Below are 20,321 nucleotides of genomic sequence, written 5' to 3' on the forward strand. Positions count from 1 at the left end.
TGCTCTGAACCGAAGGTTGTGGCGAGGATCATTCCGAGTCCACCATCAACCCTCCAGAACTCTTCCACAACGAGGCATGAATCCAAAACACCCAATCCCTGCCCACCGTATTCTTCTGGTATGGCCATTCCGATAAACCCAAGCTGCGCAGCTTTCTTCCACAGCTCGAAGGGGAACTTCTCCTCTCTATCGCATTCCTCTGCATAGTTCGGAAACTCCTTCTCTGCAAACTCTCTCGCTGCCTCCTTTATGGCTTTCTGGTCATCTGTTAAGATAAAATCTGCAAGCATCTTCGACCACCGGCAGAACGCTGCTTTTTGATTATTTAAATTTTGCCAAGTTCAACCATTGAAAAATAATTTATACTCCTCTCAATTCCTATTCATTAAACATTATCTTTTCGTTTCTTGGGGGAAATGGTTTTTAAATACATGTGTAAAATTTTCTTAATGGAGAGAATTGAAGAATACCTTGAGGCAATATATGACATTCAGGAGAATGAGAAGAGGATTGCTAAAACTGGAGACCTTGCAAATATTTTGAATGTGAAGCCATCAAGTGTTACTGAAATGCTTATAAAGCTTAGAGATTTGGGGTATGTTGATTACCAGCCCTACAGAGGTGCAAAGCTCACGAGAAAGGGAGAAGAGGTTGCAAAAAAGATCAAGAGGTATTATCTTGCTTTGCTGGATTTTTTCCGTAATTTTCTTGAAATAGATGAGGAGATGGCCTCGAAATTGAGCTGCGAGCTTGAGCACCACATAAATGAAGAAACGTTTATCCGAATCTGTCAGGTTATAGCTGGTGAATGCGAGATTTGTGATTCATGTGTTCACGAGTTTTTGAAGCTGAGTGAGGTGCCTGATGGAGAATATATGGTGGTAATTTCTCCGGCAAATCTTGCCGACATAGGCATCGCCCCCCAATCTAAGATAAGGGTGGTTAAAGGGGATGTTGAGACTGAAAAGGGTGTTTTTAAGATAGATGAAAGGTTGAAAAGGTTCGTTATTCTCTCCAAATTTTAATCGCATAGAGCTTCTCAAAAAACAGGTTTCTCCTCCCGACTATGTCATATTTGAATCCCAACCCTTCGATCAAATCGTAAATTTGTGGCTCGTTGTATGATGATGCGATAAGAATTGCCCTTCCGTTCGAGGTAAGAATCTCATCCAGCGAATTCAGAAAACGCTCTATAACCTCAATTCCCCCTCTTCCCCCGTCCACTGCAACATCAAGCCAGTCGCCCTTTTTTAAATGATCTTCAAGCTCTAAGTAGGGAGGATTAAACAGAACAAGGCTGAACTTCTTTTTAACCCCTTTGGCAATATCCGTTCTGACTACGTCGAGTCCCTTTTTCCTCAACTCCTTAGCTGCATAGGGTGAGATGTCTGTGGTGAGCAAAAACTTGCATTTTCCCTTTAGTCTTTCAGCAACGAATCCACTGCCTGCTCCTATCTCAACTACCTCATCCTCCTCCCTTACTTCCCTCAGCGCAACTTCAAGAAGTAGCTCACTGTCTTCAGCGGGCTCGTATATCATCCACGATCTCCCTAAATTTCTCCGCTCCCAATTCTTCAGGACGCATTTTAGCCATTTCGCCATCAATTTCAATGCTGAACCCGAACCTGTTGTTGAACTCATCAACTATCTTCCCCATCCTCTTCCTCTTCATGGTGAAGGCGAAGGTGACAAACTCCTCGAAAAGCTCCCTGTTTTTCACATTAACCCGTGGCTTGGGTATAATTTTAACAACAGCCGACTCAACCTTTGGTTTTGGTCTGAATGCTGATGGTTTGACAATTTCCAGTATTTGCGGAGAACAGTAAACACTGGCGACAACTCCAAGCCTGTTATTCTCTCTGCACAACCTCTCAGCAAACTCCTTCTGGTAAGTCACGATAGCCAACTCGAACTTGTGTCTGAAAAATTTGAAGGTGAGAGGAGAGGAAATTTTGTAGGGTATGTTGGATACGATTTTTGTAAAAGCGGGAAACTCAGATTTAAGGGCATCTCCATGAATCAGCATGAGCCTTTCTCTCTCTATCTCGTTGCTGAACCTCTCCTTAAGCTTCTCGACCATTCTGCGATCTTTCTCAATCCCAACAACTCTGCAATGTTTCAGCAACTCTGCCGTTAAATTCCCCGTACCGCATCCAATCTCAAGGACGATGTCATTATCTCCAAGTTCGGCGTAGCTAACTATTCTCTCAATAATTCTCCTATTCACAAGCATGTGCTGTCCCAAGGTTCTACGCATCCTCATCTCTCAACTTTCCCACTTCAAGTCCTATCTCGAGCCATGCCCATGCCCACACGACACACTCAAAAGCCCTTACGAGGTCGCCTTTTTCTACAAAATACCTGGAATCGCTAACGTATGCCTTAATGTTCTCAAGAAATCTGCTGTTCCCCTCAACTTTTTTAATCCTCTCCTTTATCCTCTCAAGCCACTTCAGAGTCTCACTCCTAAGTTCATCCTCAATTCTCAATCTTCCTCACCTTAAGCTTCAATCCCTCCCTCTCGACCACTTCAACTTCATCTCCCTCCTCAAGTTCCTCATCACACTCTATGCGCCATATCTCTCCCCTAACTTTTGCAAACCCCTTACCACCGGCAAACTCTATCACCTCTCCCCTCTCTCCGACAACTTCACCGACAGGACTTTTCTTCTTCCTTATCTGAGCGACCTTTATTACCGCAAAAGTCATTATCCCACCAAGTCCAAGCCCTACACCTGCCACGAATTTGGGAAAAGCGTCGTAGAAAGATTCCGGCATCAATGGCTCGTTGAAAAGTATTAACAACCCGAGAACAATTGATATAACGGATGCCGCTCCGAGAACGCCATATGTTGGGGTTGCAAGTTCGGCAATCAGAAAGGAAATCCCAAGCATGATCAGGAGCGCTCCGATATAGTTTATTCCCACCACACCAAGCCCAGCAAGGGCGAGGATTAGGCAGATTGCTCCTACAGTCTCAGGAACGATTCCAGGAGAGGTGAGACCAAAGATCAGGAGGTAGATTCCGAGAAGTAGCAGTATCGCTGCAAGTTGGGGGCTTGAGATGATTTCGTAGATGGTTGCTTGCAGAGGCTTGTTAACCTCCAGAACTCGGTAAGTGTCAAACCTTATGTCCATTCCATTCAGCTTGACACCGTTCAGCTTTTTTATCGCTCCATCCTCGCTATTCGCGATAAAGTCAATAACGTTCTTCTTTAAAGCTTCCTCTGCCGTCAGGGTAAGGGATTGGGTTACAAATCTCGCCGCCACCTCAGCATTTCTCCCTCTCGATCTTGCTATATCGCTCACGTAGCTGGCAAGATAGTTCACAGTCTTGTTTTCGACTTTTGCCGCTCCGAAACCTATTGTAACTGGAGTCGCAGCACCTACAGCCGTTCCATTTGCCATGATTGCGATGTGAGACGATAGGAGGATTATAGAGCCTGCAGAAGCACACATTGCTCCTTTCGGGACATAGACAACAACTGGAATTTCGCTGTTCATGAACAGCAGAACAATCTTCTGTGTAGAACTAAGAACCCCACCGGGAGTATCGAGAACGACAAATAGGACGTCGCAATTCTGCCTCAAGGCAAAATCGTAGGCGTGCTGGAGCGTTAAATAAGTACCTTCGTTAATTTCTCCTCTAACTTCAATTCTCGCAATCTTGAGTTCAGAAGCTTGGGCAATAGTGGTTGAGTAAACGACTGAAACCAGGAGGAGGGTGAAAATAAGGTAGAGTTTCATGTTATGGGTATACTCAAGCTGGATTTAACCTTTGCTACATCCTCACACTTGGCTCCGGGTTGAAGGGAGCGAAGGAGTCTGGAGAGATGCGTAGGTCCAGCACAAAGGGCCTCTCAGACTCCATCATCGCCTTTATGGAATCCTCGATTTCATCGTCGGAAGAGACCACTGCACCTTCTGCTCCGAAAATCTTTGCAAGTTCCGCGAAATCCGGGTTGGAATGGAGAGTTCCGTAGACTCTTCCTCCTTTCTGAATCCTCTGTCTGAAGTAAAGAACCCTGTAGCTGTTGTCGTTCACAACAACGACCTTTACAGGAATATTCTCCCTGACAGCTGTCTCCAAATCCTGAACGGTCATCATGAACTCTCCGTCTCCCACAACTGCAACTCCTGTTTTTCCGAGCAGTGCTGCGGTCATGGCTGCAGGAAATCCGAAGCCCATAGCTCCGTGATTCGTGGCTGCCAAGTAACTTCTCGCCCTCCTCGCTTTCAAGTAGGTCTGGGCGTATAGGACATGCATTCCCTGACCCGCTGCAACAACTGCATTCGCTGGCAAAACCTCGTTCAGCTTTTTGAAAAAGAGGGCAGGATTCGCAAAACCCTCGTATTTCATATTAACTGCATTCTCAACCATTGTATCCCATGCCTTTCTCCATCCTGCAATCTCCTTCAACCAGCTTTCGGGAGCCTTGTGACCTTCGACCTTCTCTACTAACCTCCTGAGAAAGTCCACGGCATCGCTGTAGCTTATAAGCGCATAGTTGAACTTCTCTCCCGCCTCTCTGTCGAGAGTAACTGCTGCTACTCTGCCCTTTGGCATCCAGTTGTAGCCGTAGGTTGTAACATCCGTAAGTTGGCATCCGAGGCAGAGAACGAAGTCGGAATTCAGCAGAGCGTTGTCGGCGTGAATGCATCCCCCACCAAACCCAACTCTTCCCAAACAAAGTTCATGTTCTTCATCCATTGATCCTCTTCCGTTTCCCGTGGTTGCAACCGGTATTCCCGTCTTCTCTGCAAGTTCTGTCAGAAGCCTGTTACCCTCCTCACTGTTCACCCCAAACCCTGCAACTATAAGGGGTTTCTCTGCCTTTTTCAGCATCTCTGCAACCTTCTCCACGTCATCATCTCCAGCTCTCGGCCTCTCAGCCCTAATCTCAACTCTCTCTTCGGCACTCTCCTCAAGCCAGATGTCCTCGGCAACTTCAACATAAACCGACCCACACTCACGCATTGCGATTGAGAAGGCTTCAGCGATCACCGAAGAAACCTTGAGAGGATTATCAACTCTGAAGGTCGCCATGGTTATCGGCTTCATTACAGCCTGCTGATCAACTTCGAGCATGGTGTTTTTCCCGTAAAGCTCCCTCTTCGCCCCACCGGCTATCACAACCATCGGAGAGCCATCCTTGTAGGCATTGGCAACGCTTATCGTTGTGTTCAGAGTTCCGGGTGCTGCGTGGACGAGGCTAACTCCGGGAAAGCCTGTAAGTCTTCCTTCCGCGTCAGCCATCGAGGCAGCGACCTGCTCGTGCCTGCAAGAGAGGTAGCGGATATCGTCTCTGTAATCATAAAGAGCGTCCACGAAATCAACGACTGAGGTTCCAATAATGCCGTAAATTCTCTTTACACCAAAACTCCGTAGGCATTCCGCCACTGCATGCGCTGCATCCATACTATCACCTGCTCACAACATGCTTGATCTCTTCCCCCCTTAAAGCTCTGCCAATGTTTTCCATAGCCTCCCTTATAATCCTCAGCCTCGCCTCATTCGTCGCCCCGGCAATGTGTGGTGAGAAAATTACGTTGCAGTCCTTCAACTCAAGCAATTTGCTTCCTTCGGGTGGCTCTTTGGCAAAAACGTCAAGAGCAGCTCCTGCAATCCACTTTTCCTTGAGAGCTTTAACCAATGCCTCCTCATCAACTATCTCCCCCCTCGCAACGTTTATCAGAATAGCCGAACTCTTCATTATCTTTAGCTCCTTCTCGCCAATCATCCCCCTTGTTTCCTCAGTTAAGGGCAGATGTATGCTCACGATGTCCGATTCTTTGAGCAGAGATTCAAAATCCCTATACTCTGCCCCGTATTTTTCCTCAACATCTTTTGCTCTTCGAATGTCGTAATAGATAATCCTGACATCCCATCCCTGCAATCTCTTTGTAACCTCTCTTCCCTGTGCCCCCATGCCGAGTATTCCCCATGTTTTTCCGTAAAGCTCGTAAACTCCAAGATTTGCCATCTCATCCTGCTCCCATTTCCTAGCGAGAACGCTGTTGTGAGCGTAGAGAAGCTTTTTCAGCAGAGCGAGGGCGAACATTATTGTGTGTTCTGCAACGCTCAGAGCGTTAACACCACCGACATTGGCAACAGGAATATTAAGCTTTTTTGCTGCATTAACATCAATATGGTTGTAGCCTGTTGAGGGCTGCTGAATCAGCTTGACTTTCTCCATCACCTTCATCATTTTCTCTGTTACCGGTATCTTGAAGGTATAGTCACCAATTATAACATCTGCATCTCTCACTGCCTCAAGGATTCTTTGTTCATCATACTCATTGATAACCTCTATCTCGACCTCACCGCTGTAGACAGAAGATAGCAGGGCTTTCAGAAGTGGCTCTGCTATTGGTGAGAAACAAACAACTTTTACCATGAGGGATTTTAAAATGTGAGAGTTTAAAAATTTTTCAGATGTAAAATAAAACAAAGCTAAAAACAAGAAAAATCTTAAAGTTTTACTCCTGCTCCTGATAGGCTTTTAAAACAGCATCCACAATTTTGTCTCTTGCCTCTCTACTTACTGGATGGAAAATATCTTGAAAACTTCCATCCCTCATTTTTCTGCTGGGCATACTAACCCAGAGACCTCTCTCACCTTCTACAACCTTCAAGCCCTTAACAACAAACTCGTTGTCAAAGCTTACAGACGCGTAGGCCTTCACGTTTCCATTTCCTTTCGCTTTGTATATCCTAACTTCTGTTATTTCGGCCAATTCTAACCCTCCTTTGAATTTCGTAACTCTCAGAGGAGGAGATATATAAGGGTTTTTGTTGAGTTGGAATATGGTCTCAAGAACAAAACTTTAAAAAATTATGGCTCAGAAAATTTTGTGATGGAAAGAGACGAGATAAGAGTGGCGGTTCTGAGGATGGAGGGAACTAACTGTGAGGATGAGACTGTTAAGGCTTTCAGAAGTGTTGGTGTTGAAGCAGAATCTGTTCATGTAAAGCAATTTTACAGTGACATGATAAGGTTCGAAGAACAGAGGAGTATATTTGACTACCACTGCCTCGTTTTTCCAGGCGGTTTCTCGGCTGGTGACTACATCAGGGCGGGGGCTATTTTTTCCGCAAGAGTTAAGAGCGCCCTCAGGAAGGATATTGAAGAGTTCATAAAGATGGGATACCCCATTCTGGGGATATGCAACGGCTTTCAGGTTCTGGTTGAGCTTGGGGCTTTGCCAGGATTCGATGAAGATAGACCAGTATCCGACAAACCGGAGATGGCTCTTGCAATCAACGACTCGAGCAGATTTGAGTGCCGTCCCACATTGCTGAAAAAGGAGAGCAAGAAGTGCGTCTTCACCCGGAAGGTTAATAAGAATACCGTAATGTTCCCTGTTGCTCACGCGGAGGGCAAAGTTACCTTTCCATCAGGAAAAGAGGATGAGTATGTGGAAAGACTGCTTTCAAACGATCAGATAGTCTTTAGATATGTGGATGATAAGGGGAATTACGCAGGATATCCTTGGAACCCGAATGGGAGCTATTTCAACATTGCTGGGATATGCAATGCTACCCATACCGTCTTTGGGCTTATGCCTCACCCTGAACGAGCCTTTTTCGGTTATCAGGTCGGTAAGAGAGAGGGATACGGGGATGGATATTGCATTTTCAGGAGTGTAATTGATTATCTGGAAAAGCTTTAGCAAAAATTTTTAGCCTGTCAGAAGTTTTTCTTCCAATGAACATTAAAGTTAAAGAATACATGACGAAAAACGTCAACACAATCAAACCTGATGATACTGTAGAAGATGCAATCAAGCTCGTTAAGGAAACGGGTCATGACAGCTTTCCCGTTGTGGATAACGAGAATCGTGTTGTGGGATACGTTTCCGCTGTTGATATAATAGATAAAGACCCGAAGACGAAGATAAAAGATATAATGTCGAAAGAACTCTACGTGGCAAGAGATTTCATGGATTTGAGGGATGCCGCAAGAGTAATGTTCAGAACTGGACATTCTAAGCTGCCGGTTGTTGACGAGAACAACAGACTTGTTGGGATAATCTCAAATGCTGATGTTATAAGGAGTCAGATTGAGAAGGTTGATCCGGATAAGGTGGAGAAGCTGAAAAAGACGATTGAAAAGGTTCACGGTGTGAAGACGAACGTTCGAAGGGGCAAGGTTGAGACAGCAAGACTCATACCGACCCAATCGAGAATATATGCTGATGAGCTGAGGGGAAGAATACATGAAATCAAGAGGGGTCTGGCGGAGCCGATAGTTGTGATAAAGAAGGATTCGAGGTATTATTTAGTGGATGGACATCATAGAGTCATTGCGGCAACAAAACTTGGGATCAGGGAACTTGATGCCTATATTATCGAAGTTCCCAGAAATGTTGAGCTGGGTATAGAGAAACTGGTGAGAAAGAAGGGGTTAAAATCTGTAAGGGATATCGAGATAATAGAGGACGTCCCTCATCCCTTGGTTGAGATAACCTTCAGGAACATGAGGTGAAACGTGAAGGAGTGCGTGATCTGGACGGTAAATCTGGATAGCAAGAAGAGCAGGTCAGAGGGAAGAAGAATACCAAGGAGACTTGCAATTCCAAATGTCAAGTTGAATGAGCTGGCTGAGGCATGCAAAGAGCTCGGAATTCCCTTTAGAGTTGAGGAGAAGAGATATCCGAGATGCTGGTGGGAGGACGGCGGGAGAGTGGTTGTTGAGAAGAGAGACACAAAAACCAAGATGATGATTGAGATTGCAGCTAAAATTGCCGAGATGAGAGAGAAAAAGAAGGAGCAGAAGGGTAAGAAAAAGAAGAAATGAAACTGCTTTTTTATCTTTCAGGCGAAAATGTTAATCTGGCGAGGATGGAGATTCTTCAGCTCGCGGAGAGCTATGGGAGAGTAAAGGAATTGGGACGGGATGATAGAATTCTGATTCTTGAGTATGATGGGTCAGAGTTTTTCCACAGACTGGCGTATACGAACGAAGTGGTTCAGCTTTACGACATTTGCAGTCAAGAAGAGCTTGAAGTGGTTTTCAAGGATATACCAGTTCAGGGGAAATGCTGCGTCAGAGTTAAAGGCAAGGGTGATGGTAGAATTAAGCTTGAGAGGGAACTTGGTGCCATTTTGTGGAGAAGGGGAGCGAAGATAAGCGTGTCAGAGCCGGACACCGTTTATAGAGTGTATATTGGCGAAAATATGTGCTACGTTGGATTTTTGAAGTATGTTAGAGATAAAAAACAGTTTTTTTTGAGAAGACCTGATAGGAGACCTTTCCTCATGCCATCGGCAATTAAACCCAAACTTGCAAGAGGACTGGTAAATCTTACAGGGGTTAGAGAGGGAGAGGTTCTTCTCGACCCGATGTGCGGAACGGGTTCCTTCTTGATAGAAGCAGGATTGATGGGAATTTATCCAATCGGAATTGAATTCTTTGAGAAAATTGCAAGAGGTTGCAGAATCAATTTGAACCATTATGGAGTCAAAGGAGAAGTTATCCGTGGAGATGCGAGGAAGATGCCTATGAAGGACGGTTCGGTCTCAAGCATCGCAACAGATTATCCTTATCTGAGATCAACAAAATCGGCAGGACCACTTGAAGAGCTTTATTCGAAAAGCAGTGAGGAGATGAGTAGGGTGCTGAAGGATGAAGGATATGCAGCAGTTGTAACAAATATTGACTTGGAGAGATATTTTGAAAATTTCAAGGTTGTATTCAAGTTTGAGGAACGCGTTCACGGAAGCTTGACGAGGAAGATATACCTACTACAATGTAAGTAAAATTTATATTTTTAAACTGTAAAGAAGAATGGGGAGAGTTATGAAAGCAAGAATACTCGTTGTGGAGGATGATTTTGCAGTTCTTGAAGCCTTAAAACTCATGTTGGAAGAATATTACGAAGTGATTGTTGCCGTAAATGGGATTGAGGCTGTAAAGCTTTATGAGAAGTTTAGACCTGACATTGTTCTCATGGATATCGCAATGCCGGAGATGGATGGTGTACAGGCTACGAAAGAGATACTTGAGAGAGACCCAAACGCAATAATTCTCTGCGTTACAGCCTTTGCCACACACAGAGGGAAGGAAATACTCGATGCTGGAGCAAAGGAGATAATAGAGAAACCTTTCACAAGAAAACAGCTTATCGAAAGGATAGAAAGTTACCTGAAAAATAGAAAGCTTAATTAATTCCCAAACCTTTCTAACCAAGGTATGAAGCATCTCCTCTCGATCGCTGACCTGAGCAGGGATGAGTTGTTTGAACTACTCAAGCTGGCTGAGAAACTAAAGGAGGAGAGGTACAAGGGCATCGTTACGGACTACCTTAAAAATAAGAGCCTTGCCATGATCTTTGAGTTACCATCAACAAGAACGAGAGTTTCCTTCGAGGTTGCGATGTCCGACCTTGGTGGGCATGCTCTCTATCTCGGCTGGAATGAGTTGCAGCTTGGGAGGGGAGAGCCGATAAAGGACACTGCGAGGGTGTTGAGCAGATACGTGCATGCGGTTATGATGAGGGTTAGAGATCACAGCACGATAAAGGAATTTGCAAAGCACTCGATGGTACCGGTCATAAATGGCCTGAGTAACCTTGAGCATCCCTGCCAGATTCTTGCCGATCTTTTGACAATTTACGAATATAGAGGGGATTTCAGGGATGTAACTCTTGCGTGGGTTGGAGATGGTAACAATGTATGTAACTCCATGATTCTCGCATCTGCTCTCACAGGAATGAAGATGGTGATTTCAACTCCCGAAAATTATGAACCGAATGCAAAAATAGTGGAGAAGGCTAAGGAGATGGGGGGCAAAATTCTTTTCGTGAGGGATCCAAAGAAGGCTGTTGAGGAGGCCGACGTGATCTACACAGATGTATGGACTTCAATGGGTCAGGAAGATGAGAAAAACAGAAGACTGGCAGATTTCAGAGGTTATCAAGTTTCAGATGATTTGCTGAAGCTCTCAAAGGATGACGTTGTGGTTATGCACTGTATGCCTGCTCACAGGGGTGAGGAGATAACGGATGAGGTCATCGAGGGGAAGCATTCAATAATCTTCGACCAGGCAGAAAACAGATTGCATGCTCAGAAGGCGGTGCTGTTAAAACTCATGGGTAGGGAGGATGAAATTTACTAATCTTCTTTCAATGGCAAATACATGTCGCATTCGTAGTAGGGAGCAACAATCTTGAATCCGAGCTTTTTGTAAACGTGTATAGCTCTTGCGTTTGTTCTTTCCGTAACGAGCATTATTCCATCAAAACCTGCTTTTTTGCAGTAATCAATTATCAGCTTCATCATTTCCTGTCCGAGCCCGCGATTCTGATAGTCCTGATGAATGAAGATCGTTAGGTCAACCTTATTGTCTTCTGTAGGGACTATTACGAGATGCCCAACGATCCTGTCATCCTTTTCGGCAACAATGGCGAATCCATACTCTGCAAGATAGTCAACCCAGTTCTCTATCGCTCTCCTGCTTATTGGTGGTAAACCCAAGCAGCGAAAATCAGGATCGAAAGTTTCATACATTTTTATCAGCTTTTCTCTATCCTTCTTGTGATCATACTGGCGAATAAGAATTTTTTCACCCTTCCTGTCCTTGACGTAAACACTCTCAAGTTTTGGAAAGTTGAAGTGCACTGGCTTCTCACTCGCCATTACCATTTCAGACACCTGTTAATATCTATGTCAAGGACGTATTTATTATTTTCTGGAGAATATTAATCGTTTATATAATGATAAATCTCTACTCGATCTCAATCTTCTTTATGTCTTTCTTTGCCTTTGCAACCTCTTCAAGAGCTTCAACCTTATCGAGTCCAGAATCAATTATAGTTCTTACAGCCAGCAAAATTTCCTTTGTTGCCTTCAGCATGTGCTCGACAAACTCGTCCGGAAGAATGTCCTCAAGTTCCGGCAGAATTATCTTCACCTCCCTCAACGCAATCACCTAAGATTAGCATTCCCACTCAACTAAATAAATTTTCCCCAAAACAAAAAAGTTTTTTTGACCCATACAGATAACCGCCATGAGCAAAGTTAAGATTGTTGATCTCACTTTGAGAGACGGCCATCAATCCCTTCTTGCGACGAGGATGAGGACGAGGGATATGCTACCGATTCTTGAGACCTTTGACAGCGCTGGGATTTACTCTTTTGAGGTCTGGGGTGGAGCCACCTTTGACTCCTGCCATCGTTTCCTGAATGAAAATCCGTGGGAAAGATTGAGGGAGATCAGAAAGAGGGTGAAGAACGCAAAGCTACAGATGCTTCTGAGAGGGCAGAATCTCGTTGGATACAGGCATTATCCGGACGATGTGGTTGAGAAATTCGTTAAGAAAACGATTGAAAATGGGTTGGACATCTTCAGAATCTTTGATGCTTTGAACGACGTAAGAAATCTGGTTTCATCAATTAAGGCAGCCAAAAAGTATGATGCGGATCATATACAGGGCACCATTTGCTATACGATTTCTCCCGTTCACACTACAGAAAAATATGTTGAGATTGCCAACGAGCTTGCAGAGCTTGAAGTGGATTCCATATGCCTGAAGGACATGGCTGGGTTGCTTTCTCCAAAAGTTGCCTATGATCTTGTTAAAGCTTTGAAGAAGGAGGTTGGATTACCGATAAACGTTCACTCCCACTACACGAGCGGGATGGCGTCAATGGCACTTCTAAAGGGTGTTGAAGCTGGGGCAGAGATGATAGACACTTGCATGTCTCCTTTGAGTAGCGGCACATCACATCCTCCGACAGAAAGCATGGTCTATGCCCTGAACGAGCTTGGATACGACACTGGTGTGAATCTGGACGTTTTGCTGGAGGTCAGAAACTACTTCATGAAGATAAGGGAGAAGTACTCTGGATATCTCAATCCACTTTCAACAATACCCGACACGAGGGTTCTGGTATATCAGATTCCCGGTGGGATGTTCTCCAACCTAATCTCGCAACTGCAGGAGCAGAATGCTCTCGACAAGCTTGAGGAAGTCCTTGAGGAGGTGCCGAGAGTCAGGGAGGATTTGGGATACCCACCTCTTGTCACCCCAACAAGTCAGATTGTTGGTGTGCAGGCTGTGATCAATGTTCTGGTGGGGGAGAGATACAAGGTTGTTACGAGGGAAACCAAGGACTTGGTTAAGGGGATGTATGGCAGGACTCCGGCACCGATAAAGCCTGAGATGATTAAGAAAATACTTGGAGATGAGGAACCGATAGATTGCAGGCCTGCCGATTTGCTTGAGCCTGAGTTTGAAAAGAGGAAGAGGGAGCTTGAGGAGATGGGGATTGAGGCGAGCGATGAGAACGTTTTGATTTACGCACTATTCCCGCAAACTGGCCTGCAGTTCTTGAAGGGAGAGCTGAGCGAGGAACCCTTCCCTGTTGGAGGAGGGAAGATAGAGGGCAGTTTCGAGGTAGAGGTAGAAGGGGCAAAGTATGTGGTCAAAGTGAAGCCAGAAAGCTGAAATACAATAACTTATTATTCTTTTTATGCAGTTGGAGACTGAGATTATAATTGATAAGGTAGATGTGGAGAAACCGATTCTTATCACGAGCTTTCCGGGAATAGGTCTTGTCGGAACGATAGCTACCGGGCATTTTATTCTTGAACTGAATCTGGAAAATATAGGTGTTGTGGAGTCGAGCATGCTTCCTCCAGTAGCATCATCCTTTGATGGCGTCATTCTACCACCTATAAGGGTGTATCAGGATACTGAGTTTGGTTTTGTTCTCATTCACTCAGACGTTCCTATCATCCCCCAGGTCGCTTACGATATGAGTAAGAGAATAGTGCAGTGGGCTGCTGAGATAAACACCCAAAAGATATTCTCATTTGCCGGCGTTGCCACTTTTGAGGATAAGAAGAGGGTTTTTGGGGCTGTAACCACAAAAGACTTGCTGGATGAGATAAAGGACCACATAGAGATATTCAAAACTGGCACGATTTCAGGAATTGCTGGTAGCATAATGAACGAGTGTGTGGCGACAAAAATGCCGGGAATTGTGCTGCTCGGGGAAACAACGGGTTTCAATCCCGATCCAAGAGCGGCAGCAAGCTTGATTGATGCTTTTAACAAGATTATGGGCTGGGACATCAGCGTTGAGAAGCTGATAAAGGAGGCAGAGATGATAGAGGCTCAGATGCAGAGGCTGGCGGAGCAGGCGAGGATACAGGAGGAAAGAAAAGAGGAATTTCCGATGTATGGGTGAGAGTATGAAGTGTTACGTGCTTACGGGCATATCAAGAAGCTTTATTGATGAGCTTTTGAGGAGAAATATTAGAACGCTGGAGGTCAGGAGTGCTCACAATGTTGCAACGGCTTTGAAAGCAGATGTTGGTGACTGTGTTTTTCTCACAATAGCAAGAATAAACGATCTCAGCAGGGGTGTAAGTGGGCTGATTGCCGAGGTTACTGGTAGGGAAATAATGAGCCAATCTATCTTCTACTCCTCTCCAAACTACCTGGAAGAGTGTGAGCTTACAGTTGTCAGGCTCAAATTGGCACCTAAGGGGGTTGGCAGAATACTGCAGGTCAGAAGAAGGGGGCTTCTCGACACGATTGAGGCAGATGTGGTTGAAACCTCGTATTTCAACGCGAGATAAGCATGAGAAGGGAGAAAAGACGAGATATTTGATGCAAAGCTATCCTACAACCATAGGGGTATTTCAGATTGCTCAGTAGGGTTGAGGGTGATTACTCTGTCGGTCTCTCCGACAACGATTGGTTTTGGATGAGTTTGAAGACCGGGAATAGGAAACTTGAAATTTTCGAGGAGTTGACAAAAGCTCTCTTTGACTTTCCCTTTGAGTTTCGTATCCTTACATCAGAACAGTGGAAACCTTCAGAAAGCTCGTGAAAAAGTATAAGATGTTTGTGCTAAACCAATCCAATTGATTGAGAGCGACGGAAATATCGTGAGAGAGTCCAGAGAAAGGCGGGAAGAAGATGGATAATTAGAAAGAGCCAGTGATGCAGAGAAGTCTGGATATGCTGATTTAACGTAAAACCTTTATTGTCTTTTGCCGACGAATAGGGGTGAAGGTCAGCGTTGTGGTGTGCACTTACTCTCCAGCCATGCTGAACCACTTTATTGAGTGCATTGAGAGCTTGATTAGCCAGAACTACGAGAATACAGAGATAATATGTATTGTGGATGGGAATAGGGGCTACTACGATAAAATCAAAAACAAATACGGTGAGTTTTTCAGAGAAAACAACATAAAGTTGTTTTTAAATGAGAAAAACTTGGGGCTGCTTTTATCGAGGAACAGAGGGGTTGAGCTGGCTGAGGGGGATGTTGTTGCGTTCATAGATGATGATGCGGTTGCTGACGAAAAATGGATTGAAGAACTTGTTAAAATGTACAGAAATGGAGCCATAGCAGCCGGGGGAAAGCTTGTCCCACTTTGGGTTGCCAAAAAGCCGAGATGGTTCCCTGAAGAATTTTACTGGATGATAGGAGCAACACATCTTGGGTTTCCCGATACCGTTACTGAGGTCAGAAACACGTTTGGGTCGAACATAAGCTTCAGGAGAGACGTTTTCTTGGAATTGGGTGGTTTCAATCCGGAAATGGGTGGGATAAAGGGGAGAAGGATGCTTCAGGGTGGTGAAACCGAGCTCTGCGAGAGGATGCGGAAGAAATACGGTAGGGGGGTGATGTACAACCCGAATGCAATTGTGTACCACAAGATTTTTGAGGGCAGGACGAAACTTGGATTTTTAGCAAGAAGGGCGTTCTGGCAGGGCTATTCGAAGGCTGTTATGGAGAGGGTGGCAGGGAAAATTGGTGAGGAAAAATCCTTTCTGGGGTATCTGGTTAGGGGGAGGGTTGCTGCAAGGCTTAAGGGTATGGCGAGAGGAAATCTGGAGGATGGCTTAAAGCTTGTGGCCATGCTGTTTTTCACGGGTGTTGTGGGTTTGGGGTATTTGTGGGGGAAAGTTGCGGGCAGATAAACTTTTATCCTTATGTTTTACATTGTAGTTCACTCCAACTTGTTGTGAAAACCAAACTTCTTGATCTTGGGATATTCCGAGAAGACGCACAGTTTAAAGAAGTTAATCAGGGACCTATCGGCAGTAATGCAGTTGCAAGAGCTTGAAAGTTTTGTAGAGGAGAACTGGAACACCCTCAGAAATCTGAAGTTTGCGTACACCGCTTATAGTACTTGCCCGAAGAGCTCAGAAAAGAGGAGGTCGAAGAGGCTTTGAAGTTCTAAAGTAAACTGAGGGGGACGTTATGGGGCTGAGAAGAATTTGTGAGGTAGGGAGGAAGTACTTTGAGAACATCGAAAAGTATCTCGACGAGTGAAAGATGAGTGCCAAGATGCCGAAACCTATCTCTTTGGTCCGTTGTTGAGGGGAAATACCCCCCATCGGGCTTTCGGATATTGACGTTGCTGTTGTTTCGGATGAGTTTAAAGACAGGGATAAGAAGCTGGGCATGTTTGGAAAGCTGACGAAGATGTTCTTCGACTCCCCTTTTGAGTTTCATGTTTTAACGACGGAGCAGTGAGAGTTTTTAGGAAGTTTGCTGGTAAGTGTAGGAAAGTGTAGAGGAACATGTCTTGGAAGTCAAAGTTCTCGGCTACATTCGAACGTCCTCTGAGGGAGGTTATAATCCTCTCTGAGATATCATACCTCTAACTCCTCTGCTCATCGCCGAATAAGGGCTGAGGAAAATATTGTCCACTACAGAAAAACAAGGAAACTTGATGCCAATAGATGTTGTCAAAGCACTAAAAAGTGATATTATTATGTAGCTGTAGACACTGAAAGAAGCGAACCTGGTGAATACCAACACGCCAAGAAACTACAAAATTTAAGAAGTTGGTGAGCATACCTTTCTTCAAAGCAGAGGATTAAGCGATTAAATGGACTTTAGGAATCATCCGTTCTGGTTTATGTTGTATTATAGCTGATTGAGTGTTTGTGCTAAGTGGACATATCCGATGATAGGCAACCACAAATTTTTAATCGAGTCTTTCAGTTGATGTAAAAGTGAAGAAGATAGTATGTGTAACGAATGTTGGGCTCGATGAACCTGGAGGTCGAGCAGCAGCCTTGAAAACTAGATTTGAAACGCTGGAGAAGGATGGATGGATTGTAGATCAACTTATACTCAAAAATCATCACAATGTTTTTCTGAAAACATTTGAATTAAAAAGAAAAATTATAAACGGTTTTAAACTTGTATGGTCGATGAACAATCCTTTTACCCTGCATTTGCCACCCCTCATTTTAAAAAAAGCTGGATACGACTTCAAATGGATTGCTGAGTTTAGGGATCCTATTTATCTGAACCCAGACCCTAAAAAGTTCAGGATGGTTTACCGAATAGTGGAGAAGGAGATCGTTAGCGAGTCAGATGCAGTGGTAATAGTGTTAGGCATGCAGGTGGATAAAATTGATTTTTTGAAAATTTACAATAGAGAATTGAACGGGAAAATCTTTGTTCTCCCTTTTGCAGGCTTGGAAGATATTTGCAGTGATCCCTCACCATGCAAAAAAACAATGCCCTTCACGATAACTTATGCAGGATCTTTCTACAAAGACTGGATTGAACCGTTGTCTTTTTTAGTAGGTTTCAATAAGTTCGTTGGAAAGTTGAATTTGAAAGATGAAGATGTTCAAGTTCGTTTTATCGGAGATTGGGACGAAGAGTACTCAAAAAAAGTTAAAAAATTAAATCTCCAGGGTTATATTAAAATAAAAAGATGGATGAATAAAAAAGATATTATTCCTCTCTTTATGAATTCTCACCTCTTTTTGTACATAGGGGGATCAAAAACGGAGAACAAAAAGAACGTATCTCTGAAGATCTGGGACTACCTCTGTTACGCAAGGCCAATCTTCGCGTTATGTAAGGAAGATTACGTGGTTAAAGATTTCATTCTCAAGAACAGATTTGGATATGTAGCAGACTACGACGACCCCAAAGACATCTCAGAAAAACTAATTCAGGCATTTTTGGATTTTAAAACTGAGAAAGTTCATAAAAGTATCAAAAAATTGCTCCAAAACAGACGAAGGTTTGATAGGAAACGCCATGATGATGTCTTTGTGCAGATATGTGATATCATTTACAGCAAACACAGATCAAAGATTATATAGGCTAAAGATGTTGAAAGCGTATGGGTGAAAACATCAAAGTTGCAAAACCTTTCGTCGATGAGGAGGAAGTTGAAGCAGTTAAGGAAGTTCTCCTTTCAGGCCACTACGTCTCAGGTCCAAAAGTAAAAGAATTTGAGGAAAAATTTGCTGAATACATCGGCATCAAACATGCTGTGGCAGTTAACAGCGGAACAGCGGCTCTTCACGTCGCCCTTGCATCCTTAGGTATCGGACCAGGTGACGAAGTGATCGTCCCTCCTCTCACATTTTTCTCGACGGTTTCAGCGGTTTTGCACCAAAATGCAATTCCAGTTTTCGCGGATGTAGATTTGGAGTCTTTCTGTCTCGATCCTGCAGACTTCGAGAGAAAGATCACGGAGAACACGAAAGCCGTAATCCCGGTTCACATTTTTGGCAATGCTGCCGAGATGGATGAAATTGTAAAAATAGCAAAGGAAAATGACGTTAAAGTAATTGAAGACTGCGCTCAGGCTCATGGAACTGAATACAAAGGCAGAAAGGTAGGTTCGATTGGTAATACTGGCTGCTTCTCCTTCTACGCAACGAAGCACATGACGACTGGAGAGGGAGGGATGATTACGACCGACAGCGATGAGATTGCTGAGAAGGCAAAGATCATCAGAAACCACGGGATGGTTGGAAGAGACCAGCATGTGATGCTCGGGTACAATTACAGAATGAGCGAGATAAACGCAGCAATTGGTTTGGTTCAGTTGAGGAAATTGGAGAAGCTGAACGAGAAGAGGATAGAGAACTCTCTTTACCTTCTCGACCGAATAAAGGAGGAAGTTGAATGGCTGAGAGTACCGGAAATCAGAGATTACGTCAGACACACCTTCTTCTGGTGTCCCGTAATAGTTCTGGAGAAAGAAATAGGAATGACCACTCCGAAAGTTGTAGAGAAGTTAAAAGATCATGGTGTTGAGGTTAGATATAGATACAGAGAACCTCTCTACAAACAGAAGGTTTTGCTTGACCTCTCCTCCTATCCAAAGGGTTGCCCCTTCAGCTGTGCCAGACGGCAGATCGACTACCACAACGTATTTCTACCGAACGTCGAGAAAATTGCAGGAAAAATAATTGGATTGCCCAATCATCCCGGTTTAACCAAGGAAGAGCTTGATCAAGTCGTTGAAACGCTTGAAAAAATAGGAAGAGGGGTCTGAATGGAGAGAATACTCGTTACGGGTGGAGCCGGATATATCGGAAACATAGTCGTTGAAAAGCTGCTCGAGAAGGACTACAAAGTCAGGGTTCTCGATCTCATGCTCTTCGGAGATGATGCCCTAAAGCCCTTCAGGGATAACGAGAACCTTGAGGTTATAGAGGGAGATATAAGGCACATTCGCGATCTCGTTTACGCGACCAAGAGTGTTGACGCTGTTATACATCTTGCGGGCATAGTCGGCGACCCTGCATGTAGTATTAGCGAAGAAGCGACACTTTCTGTGAATGTTGAAGCTACAAAAGCTATTATGGAGATTTGCAAGCGTTACGGTGTTGAACGAATCATATTCGCCTCCTCATGTAGCGTTTATGGGGCTTCAAAGATGCTATTGCTGAACGAGGGATCGTTTTTGAACCCACTCTCCCTCTACGCCAAAACAAAGATAGATTCGGAGCAGATAATATTCAATCACGCAAGTTACTTCGACGTCAACAGAATAACACCTGTCATACTAAGATTCGCTACAGCTTTTGGATGGTCGAGGAGGATGAGGTTCGACATAGTCGTCAATCTGCTAACTGCGAAGGCGATGATGGATGGAGAGATAACGATCTTTGGTGGCAATCAATATCGCCCGTTCGCCCACGTGCAGGATTTGGCTGATGCCTGTATAGCTGCGATGGAAGCTGACAGGGAACTGGTGGATAGACAGATTTTTAATGTGGGGAATAATGACCTGAACTACAGAATCAGTGAAGTTGGGGAGATAGTTGCGAAGATCATACCGGAGGCTGAGGTGAAGTACATTAAGCACAAGGAGGATGACAGAAACTATCGAGTATCGTTCGATAAAATAAACTATGTGCTTGGATGGAAAGCGAAATGGAGTCTTGAAGATGGAGTGAGGGAGATGAAGAGAGAGATAGAAAAGCTCGGCGGCGTGAACTACAGGGATCCGAAGTATAGGAATTCGGATTATCCCTATATTTAACAATCGATTAAGATGATGCGGAAAGTTGGCAGAACAGTG

The 20,321-nt window shown here is 44.3% G+C and carries 25 protein-coding genes; 15 read left to right on the top strand and 10 right to left on the bottom strand.

The annotated features are described in order from the left end of the window. Positions 1–290 (bottom strand): acyl-CoA dehydrogenase family protein (locus BP688_RS03500; RefSeq protein WP_290624509.1); only part of this gene is annotated, 290 nt, incomplete at its 3' end. 159 nt (positions 291–449) lie between these two features. Here BP688_RS03500 and BP688_RS03505 point away from each other — a divergent pair. Beyond that, on the top strand, positions 450–1,025 hold the full coding sequence (locus tag BP688_RS03505; RefSeq protein WP_290595693.1) for a metal-dependent transcriptional regulator: 576 nt from the start codon (positions 450–452) through the stop codon (positions 1,023–1,025). On the opposite strand, the gene BP688_RS03510 is transcribed toward BP688_RS03505, so the two are convergent. The 7 genes from BP688_RS03510 to BP688_RS03540 form a co-directional block, all read right to left on the bottom strand. Beyond that, the gene (locus BP688_RS03510; RefSeq protein WP_290595691.1) at positions 1,006–1,539 is read right to left on the bottom strand and encodes a HemK2/MTQ2 family protein methyltransferase; all 534 of its coding nucleotides are present in this window, start codon (positions 1,537–1,539) and stop codon (positions 1,006–1,008) included. The genes BP688_RS03505 and BP688_RS03510 overlap by 20 nt on opposite strands. Continuing rightward, positions 1,520–2,263, bottom strand: coding sequence for a 16S rRNA (adenine(1518)-N(6)/adenine(1519)-N(6))-dimethyltransferase RsmA (gene rsmA / locus BP688_RS03515; protein ID WP_290595689.1), 744 nt, complete (start codon positions 2,261–2,263; stop codon positions 1,520–1,522). The genes BP688_RS03510 and rsmA overlap by 20 nt, the downstream gene beginning before the upstream one ends. Continuing rightward, positions 2,250–2,489 carry a DUF357 domain-containing protein gene (locus BP688_RS03520; protein WP_290595687.1) on the bottom strand — a complete coding sequence of 80 codons (240 nt, stop codon included), beginning with the start codon at positions 2,487–2,489 and terminating at the stop codon, positions 2,250–2,252. Before BP688_RS03520 ends, rsmA begins: the two co-directional genes overlap by 14 nt. Next, positions 2,479–3,747 (bottom strand): NfeD family protein, encoded by a 1,269-nt coding sequence (locus tag BP688_RS03525; protein WP_290623249.1) that lies wholly within the window; start codon positions 3,745–3,747, stop codon positions 2,479–2,481. Before BP688_RS03525 ends, BP688_RS03520 begins: the two co-directional genes overlap by 11 nt. Positions 3,748–3,781: 34 nt before the next feature. Beyond that, entirely contained in the window at positions 3,782–5,419 is a 1,638-nt protein-coding gene (locus BP688_RS03530; RefSeq protein WP_290623247.1) for a thiamine pyrophosphate-binding protein, read from the bottom strand. Positions 5,420–5,423: 4 nt separating this feature from the next. Next, complete coding sequence (locus tag BP688_RS03535; protein ID WP_290595683.1) at positions 5,424–6,398, bottom strand: 2-hydroxyacid dehydrogenase; 975 nt, start codon at positions 6,396–6,398, stop codon at positions 5,424–5,426. An 82-nt stretch (positions 6,399–6,480) separates the two neighbouring features. Then, positions 6,481–6,738: a SpoVG family protein gene (locus BP688_RS03540; RefSeq protein WP_290595682.1), complete on the bottom strand. Its 258-nt coding sequence runs from the start codon at positions 6,736–6,738 to the stop codon at positions 6,481–6,483. A gap of 120 nt (positions 6,739–6,858) precedes the next feature. Between BP688_RS03540 and purQ the strand changes: the two genes are divergently transcribed. From purQ to argF, 6 genes are read left to right on the top strand one after another with little or no spacing between them, the layout of a single operon-like run. Then, complete coding sequence (gene purQ, locus BP688_RS03545; RefSeq protein ID WP_290595681.1) at positions 6,859–7,674, top strand: phosphoribosylformylglycinamidine synthase subunit PurQ; 816 nt, start codon at positions 6,859–6,861, stop codon at positions 7,672–7,674. 35 nt (positions 7,675–7,709) lie between these two features. Beyond that, the gene (locus BP688_RS03550; RefSeq protein WP_290595680.1) at positions 7,710–8,489 is read left to right on the top strand and encodes a CBS domain-containing ParB/RepB/Spo0J family partition protein; all 780 of its coding nucleotides are present in this window, start codon (positions 7,710–7,712) and stop codon (positions 8,487–8,489) included. A 3-nt stretch (positions 8,490–8,492) separates the two neighbouring features. After that, the gene (locus tag BP688_RS03555) at positions 8,493–8,801 is read left to right on the top strand and encodes a signal recognition particle subunit SRP19/SEC65 family protein (protein WP_290595678.1); all 309 of its coding nucleotides are present in this window, start codon (positions 8,493–8,495) and stop codon (positions 8,799–8,801) included. Next, positions 8,798–9,763, top strand: coding sequence for a TIGR01177 family methyltransferase (locus BP688_RS03560; RefSeq protein WP_290595676.1), 966 nt, complete (start codon positions 8,798–8,800; stop codon positions 9,761–9,763). Before BP688_RS03555 ends, BP688_RS03560 begins: the two co-directional genes overlap by 4 nt. A 40-nt stretch (positions 9,764–9,803) precedes the next feature. Further along, on the top strand, positions 9,804–10,172 hold the full coding sequence (locus tag BP688_RS03565) for a response regulator (protein WP_290595674.1): 369 nt from the start codon (positions 9,804–9,806) through the stop codon (positions 10,170–10,172). A gap of 24 nt (positions 10,173–10,196) precedes the next feature. After that, positions 10,197–11,120, top strand: coding sequence for an ornithine carbamoyltransferase (gene argF / locus BP688_RS03570; protein WP_290595672.1), 924 nt, complete (start codon positions 10,197–10,199; stop codon positions 11,118–11,120). Here the strand turns inward: argF and BP688_RS03575 are convergent. Both BP688_RS03575 and BP688_RS03580 read right to left on the bottom strand, forming a co-directional pair. Next, a complete protein-coding gene (locus BP688_RS03575; RefSeq protein ID WP_290595695.1) occupies positions 11,117–11,647 on the bottom strand; it encodes a GNAT family N-acetyltransferase in 531 nt (176 codons plus the stop codon). The two genes, argF and BP688_RS03575, sit on opposite strands and share 4 nt — an antisense overlap. A gap of 82 nt (positions 11,648–11,729) precedes the next feature. Next, positions 11,730–11,933 carry a hypothetical protein gene (locus BP688_RS03580; RefSeq protein ID WP_290595670.1) on the bottom strand — a complete coding sequence of 68 codons (204 nt, stop codon included), beginning with the start codon at positions 11,931–11,933 and terminating at the stop codon, positions 11,730–11,732. Positions 11,934–12,012: 79 nt separating this feature from the next. Between BP688_RS03580 and BP688_RS03585 the strand changes: the two genes are divergently transcribed. From BP688_RS03585 to BP688_RS03620, 8 genes are all read left to right on the top strand, one after another. Continuing rightward, entirely contained in the window at positions 12,013–13,452 is a 1,440-nt protein-coding gene (locus tag BP688_RS03585) for a pyruvate carboxylase subunit B (RefSeq protein ID WP_290595668.1), read from the top strand. 25 nt (positions 13,453–13,477) lie between these two features. Beyond that, complete coding sequence (locus BP688_RS03590) at positions 13,478–14,197, top strand: proteasome assembly chaperone family protein (protein WP_290623245.1); 720 nt, start codon at positions 13,478–13,480, stop codon at positions 14,195–14,197. 4 nt (positions 14,198–14,201) lie between these two features. Next, complete coding sequence (locus tag BP688_RS03595; RefSeq protein WP_290595664.1) at positions 14,202–14,591, top strand: DUF473 domain-containing protein; 390 nt, start codon at positions 14,202–14,204, stop codon at positions 14,589–14,591. 433 nt (positions 14,592–15,024) lie between these two features. Next, positions 15,025–15,945, top strand: coding sequence for a glycosyltransferase (locus BP688_RS03600; RefSeq protein WP_290623243.1), 921 nt, complete (start codon positions 15,025–15,027; stop codon positions 15,943–15,945). A 126-nt stretch (positions 15,946–16,071) separates the two neighbouring features. Further along, positions 16,072–16,200, top strand: a complete 129-nt coding sequence (locus BP688_RS03605) for a hypothetical protein (protein ID WP_290595661.1) — start codon at positions 16,072–16,074, stop codon at positions 16,198–16,200. 789 nt (positions 16,201–16,989) lie between these two features. Next, positions 16,990–18,102 (top strand): glycosyltransferase family protein, encoded by a 1,113-nt coding sequence (locus BP688_RS03610; RefSeq protein ID WP_290595659.1) that lies wholly within the window; start codon positions 16,990–16,992, stop codon positions 18,100–18,102. Between the two features lie 20 nt (positions 18,103–18,122). After that, positions 18,123–19,289 carry a DegT/DnrJ/EryC1/StrS family aminotransferase gene (locus BP688_RS03615; protein WP_290595658.1) on the top strand — a complete coding sequence of 389 codons (1,167 nt, stop codon included), beginning with the start codon at positions 18,123–18,125 and terminating at the stop codon, positions 19,287–19,289. After that, the gene (locus BP688_RS03620) at positions 19,290–20,282 is read left to right on the top strand and encodes an NAD-dependent epimerase/dehydratase family protein (protein ID WP_290595657.1); all 993 of its coding nucleotides are present in this window, start codon (positions 19,290–19,292) and stop codon (positions 20,280–20,282) included. Positions 20,283–20,321 lie beyond the last annotated feature (39 nt).

Origin of the sequence: Archaeoglobus sp. UBA230, from assembly GCA_002507545.1 — an archaeon.
GTDB lineage: Archaea > Halobacteriota > Archaeoglobi > Archaeoglobales > Archaeoglobaceae > Archaeoglobus.

Bases quoted from the DNA above. Each gene is read 5' to 3' on its own strand.
- BP688_RS03505 (WP_290595693.1), top strand. From the start codon at position 450: ATGGAGAGAATTGAAGAATACCTTGAGGCAATATATGACATTCAGGAG.
- BP688_RS03510 (WP_290595691.1), bottom strand. From the start codon at position 1,539: ATGATATACGAGCCCGCTGAAGACAGTGAGCTACTTCTTGAAGTTGCG.
- rsmA (WP_290595689.1), bottom strand. From the start codon at position 2,263: ATGAGGATGCGTAGAACCTTGGGACAGCACATGCTTGTGAATAGGAGA.
- BP688_RS03525 (WP_290623249.1), bottom strand. From the start codon at position 3,747: ATGAAACTCTACCTTATTTTCACCCTCCTCCTGGTTTCAGTCGTTTAC.
- BP688_RS03530 (WP_290623247.1), bottom strand. From the start codon at position 5,419: ATGGATGCAGCGCATGCAGTGGCGGAATGCCTACGGAGTTTTGGTGTA.
- BP688_RS03535 (WP_290595683.1), bottom strand. From the start codon at position 6,398: ATGGTAAAAGTTGTTTGTTTCTCACCAATAGCAGAGCCACTTCTGAAA.
- purQ (WP_290595681.1), top strand. From the start codon at position 6,859: ATGGAAAGAGACGAGATAAGAGTGGCGGTTCTGAGGATGGAGGGAACT.
- BP688_RS03550 (WP_290595680.1), top strand. From the start codon at position 7,710: ATGAACATTAAAGTTAAAGAATACATGACGAAAAACGTCAACACAATC.
- BP688_RS03560 (WP_290595676.1), top strand. From the start codon at position 8,798: ATGAAACTGCTTTTTTATCTTTCAGGCGAAAATGTTAATCTGGCGAGG.
- BP688_RS03565 (WP_290595674.1), top strand. From the start codon at position 9,804: ATGAAAGCAAGAATACTCGTTGTGGAGGATGATTTTGCAGTTCTTGAA.
- argF (WP_290595672.1), top strand. From the start codon at position 10,197: ATGAAGCATCTCCTCTCGATCGCTGACCTGAGCAGGGATGAGTTGTTT.
- BP688_RS03575 (WP_290595695.1), bottom strand. From the start codon at position 11,647: ATGGTAATGGCGAGTGAGAAGCCAGTGCACTTCAACTTTCCAAAACTT.
- BP688_RS03585 (WP_290595668.1), top strand. From the start codon at position 12,013: ATGAGCAAAGTTAAGATTGTTGATCTCACTTTGAGAGACGGCCATCAA.
- BP688_RS03590 (WP_290623245.1), top strand. From the start codon at position 13,478: ATGCAGTTGGAGACTGAGATTATAATTGATAAGGTAGATGTGGAGAAA.
- BP688_RS03595 (WP_290595664.1), top strand. From the start codon at position 14,202: ATGAAGTGTTACGTGCTTACGGGCATATCAAGAAGCTTTATTGATGAG.
- BP688_RS03605 (WP_290595661.1), top strand. From the start codon at position 16,072: ATGCAGTTGCAAGAGCTTGAAAGTTTTGTAGAGGAGAACTGGAACACC.
- BP688_RS03615 (WP_290595658.1), top strand. From the start codon at position 18,123: ATGGGTGAAAACATCAAAGTTGCAAAACCTTTCGTCGATGAGGAGGAA.
- BP688_RS03620 (WP_290595657.1), top strand. From the start codon at position 19,290: ATGGAGAGAATACTCGTTACGGGTGGAGCCGGATATATCGGAAACATA.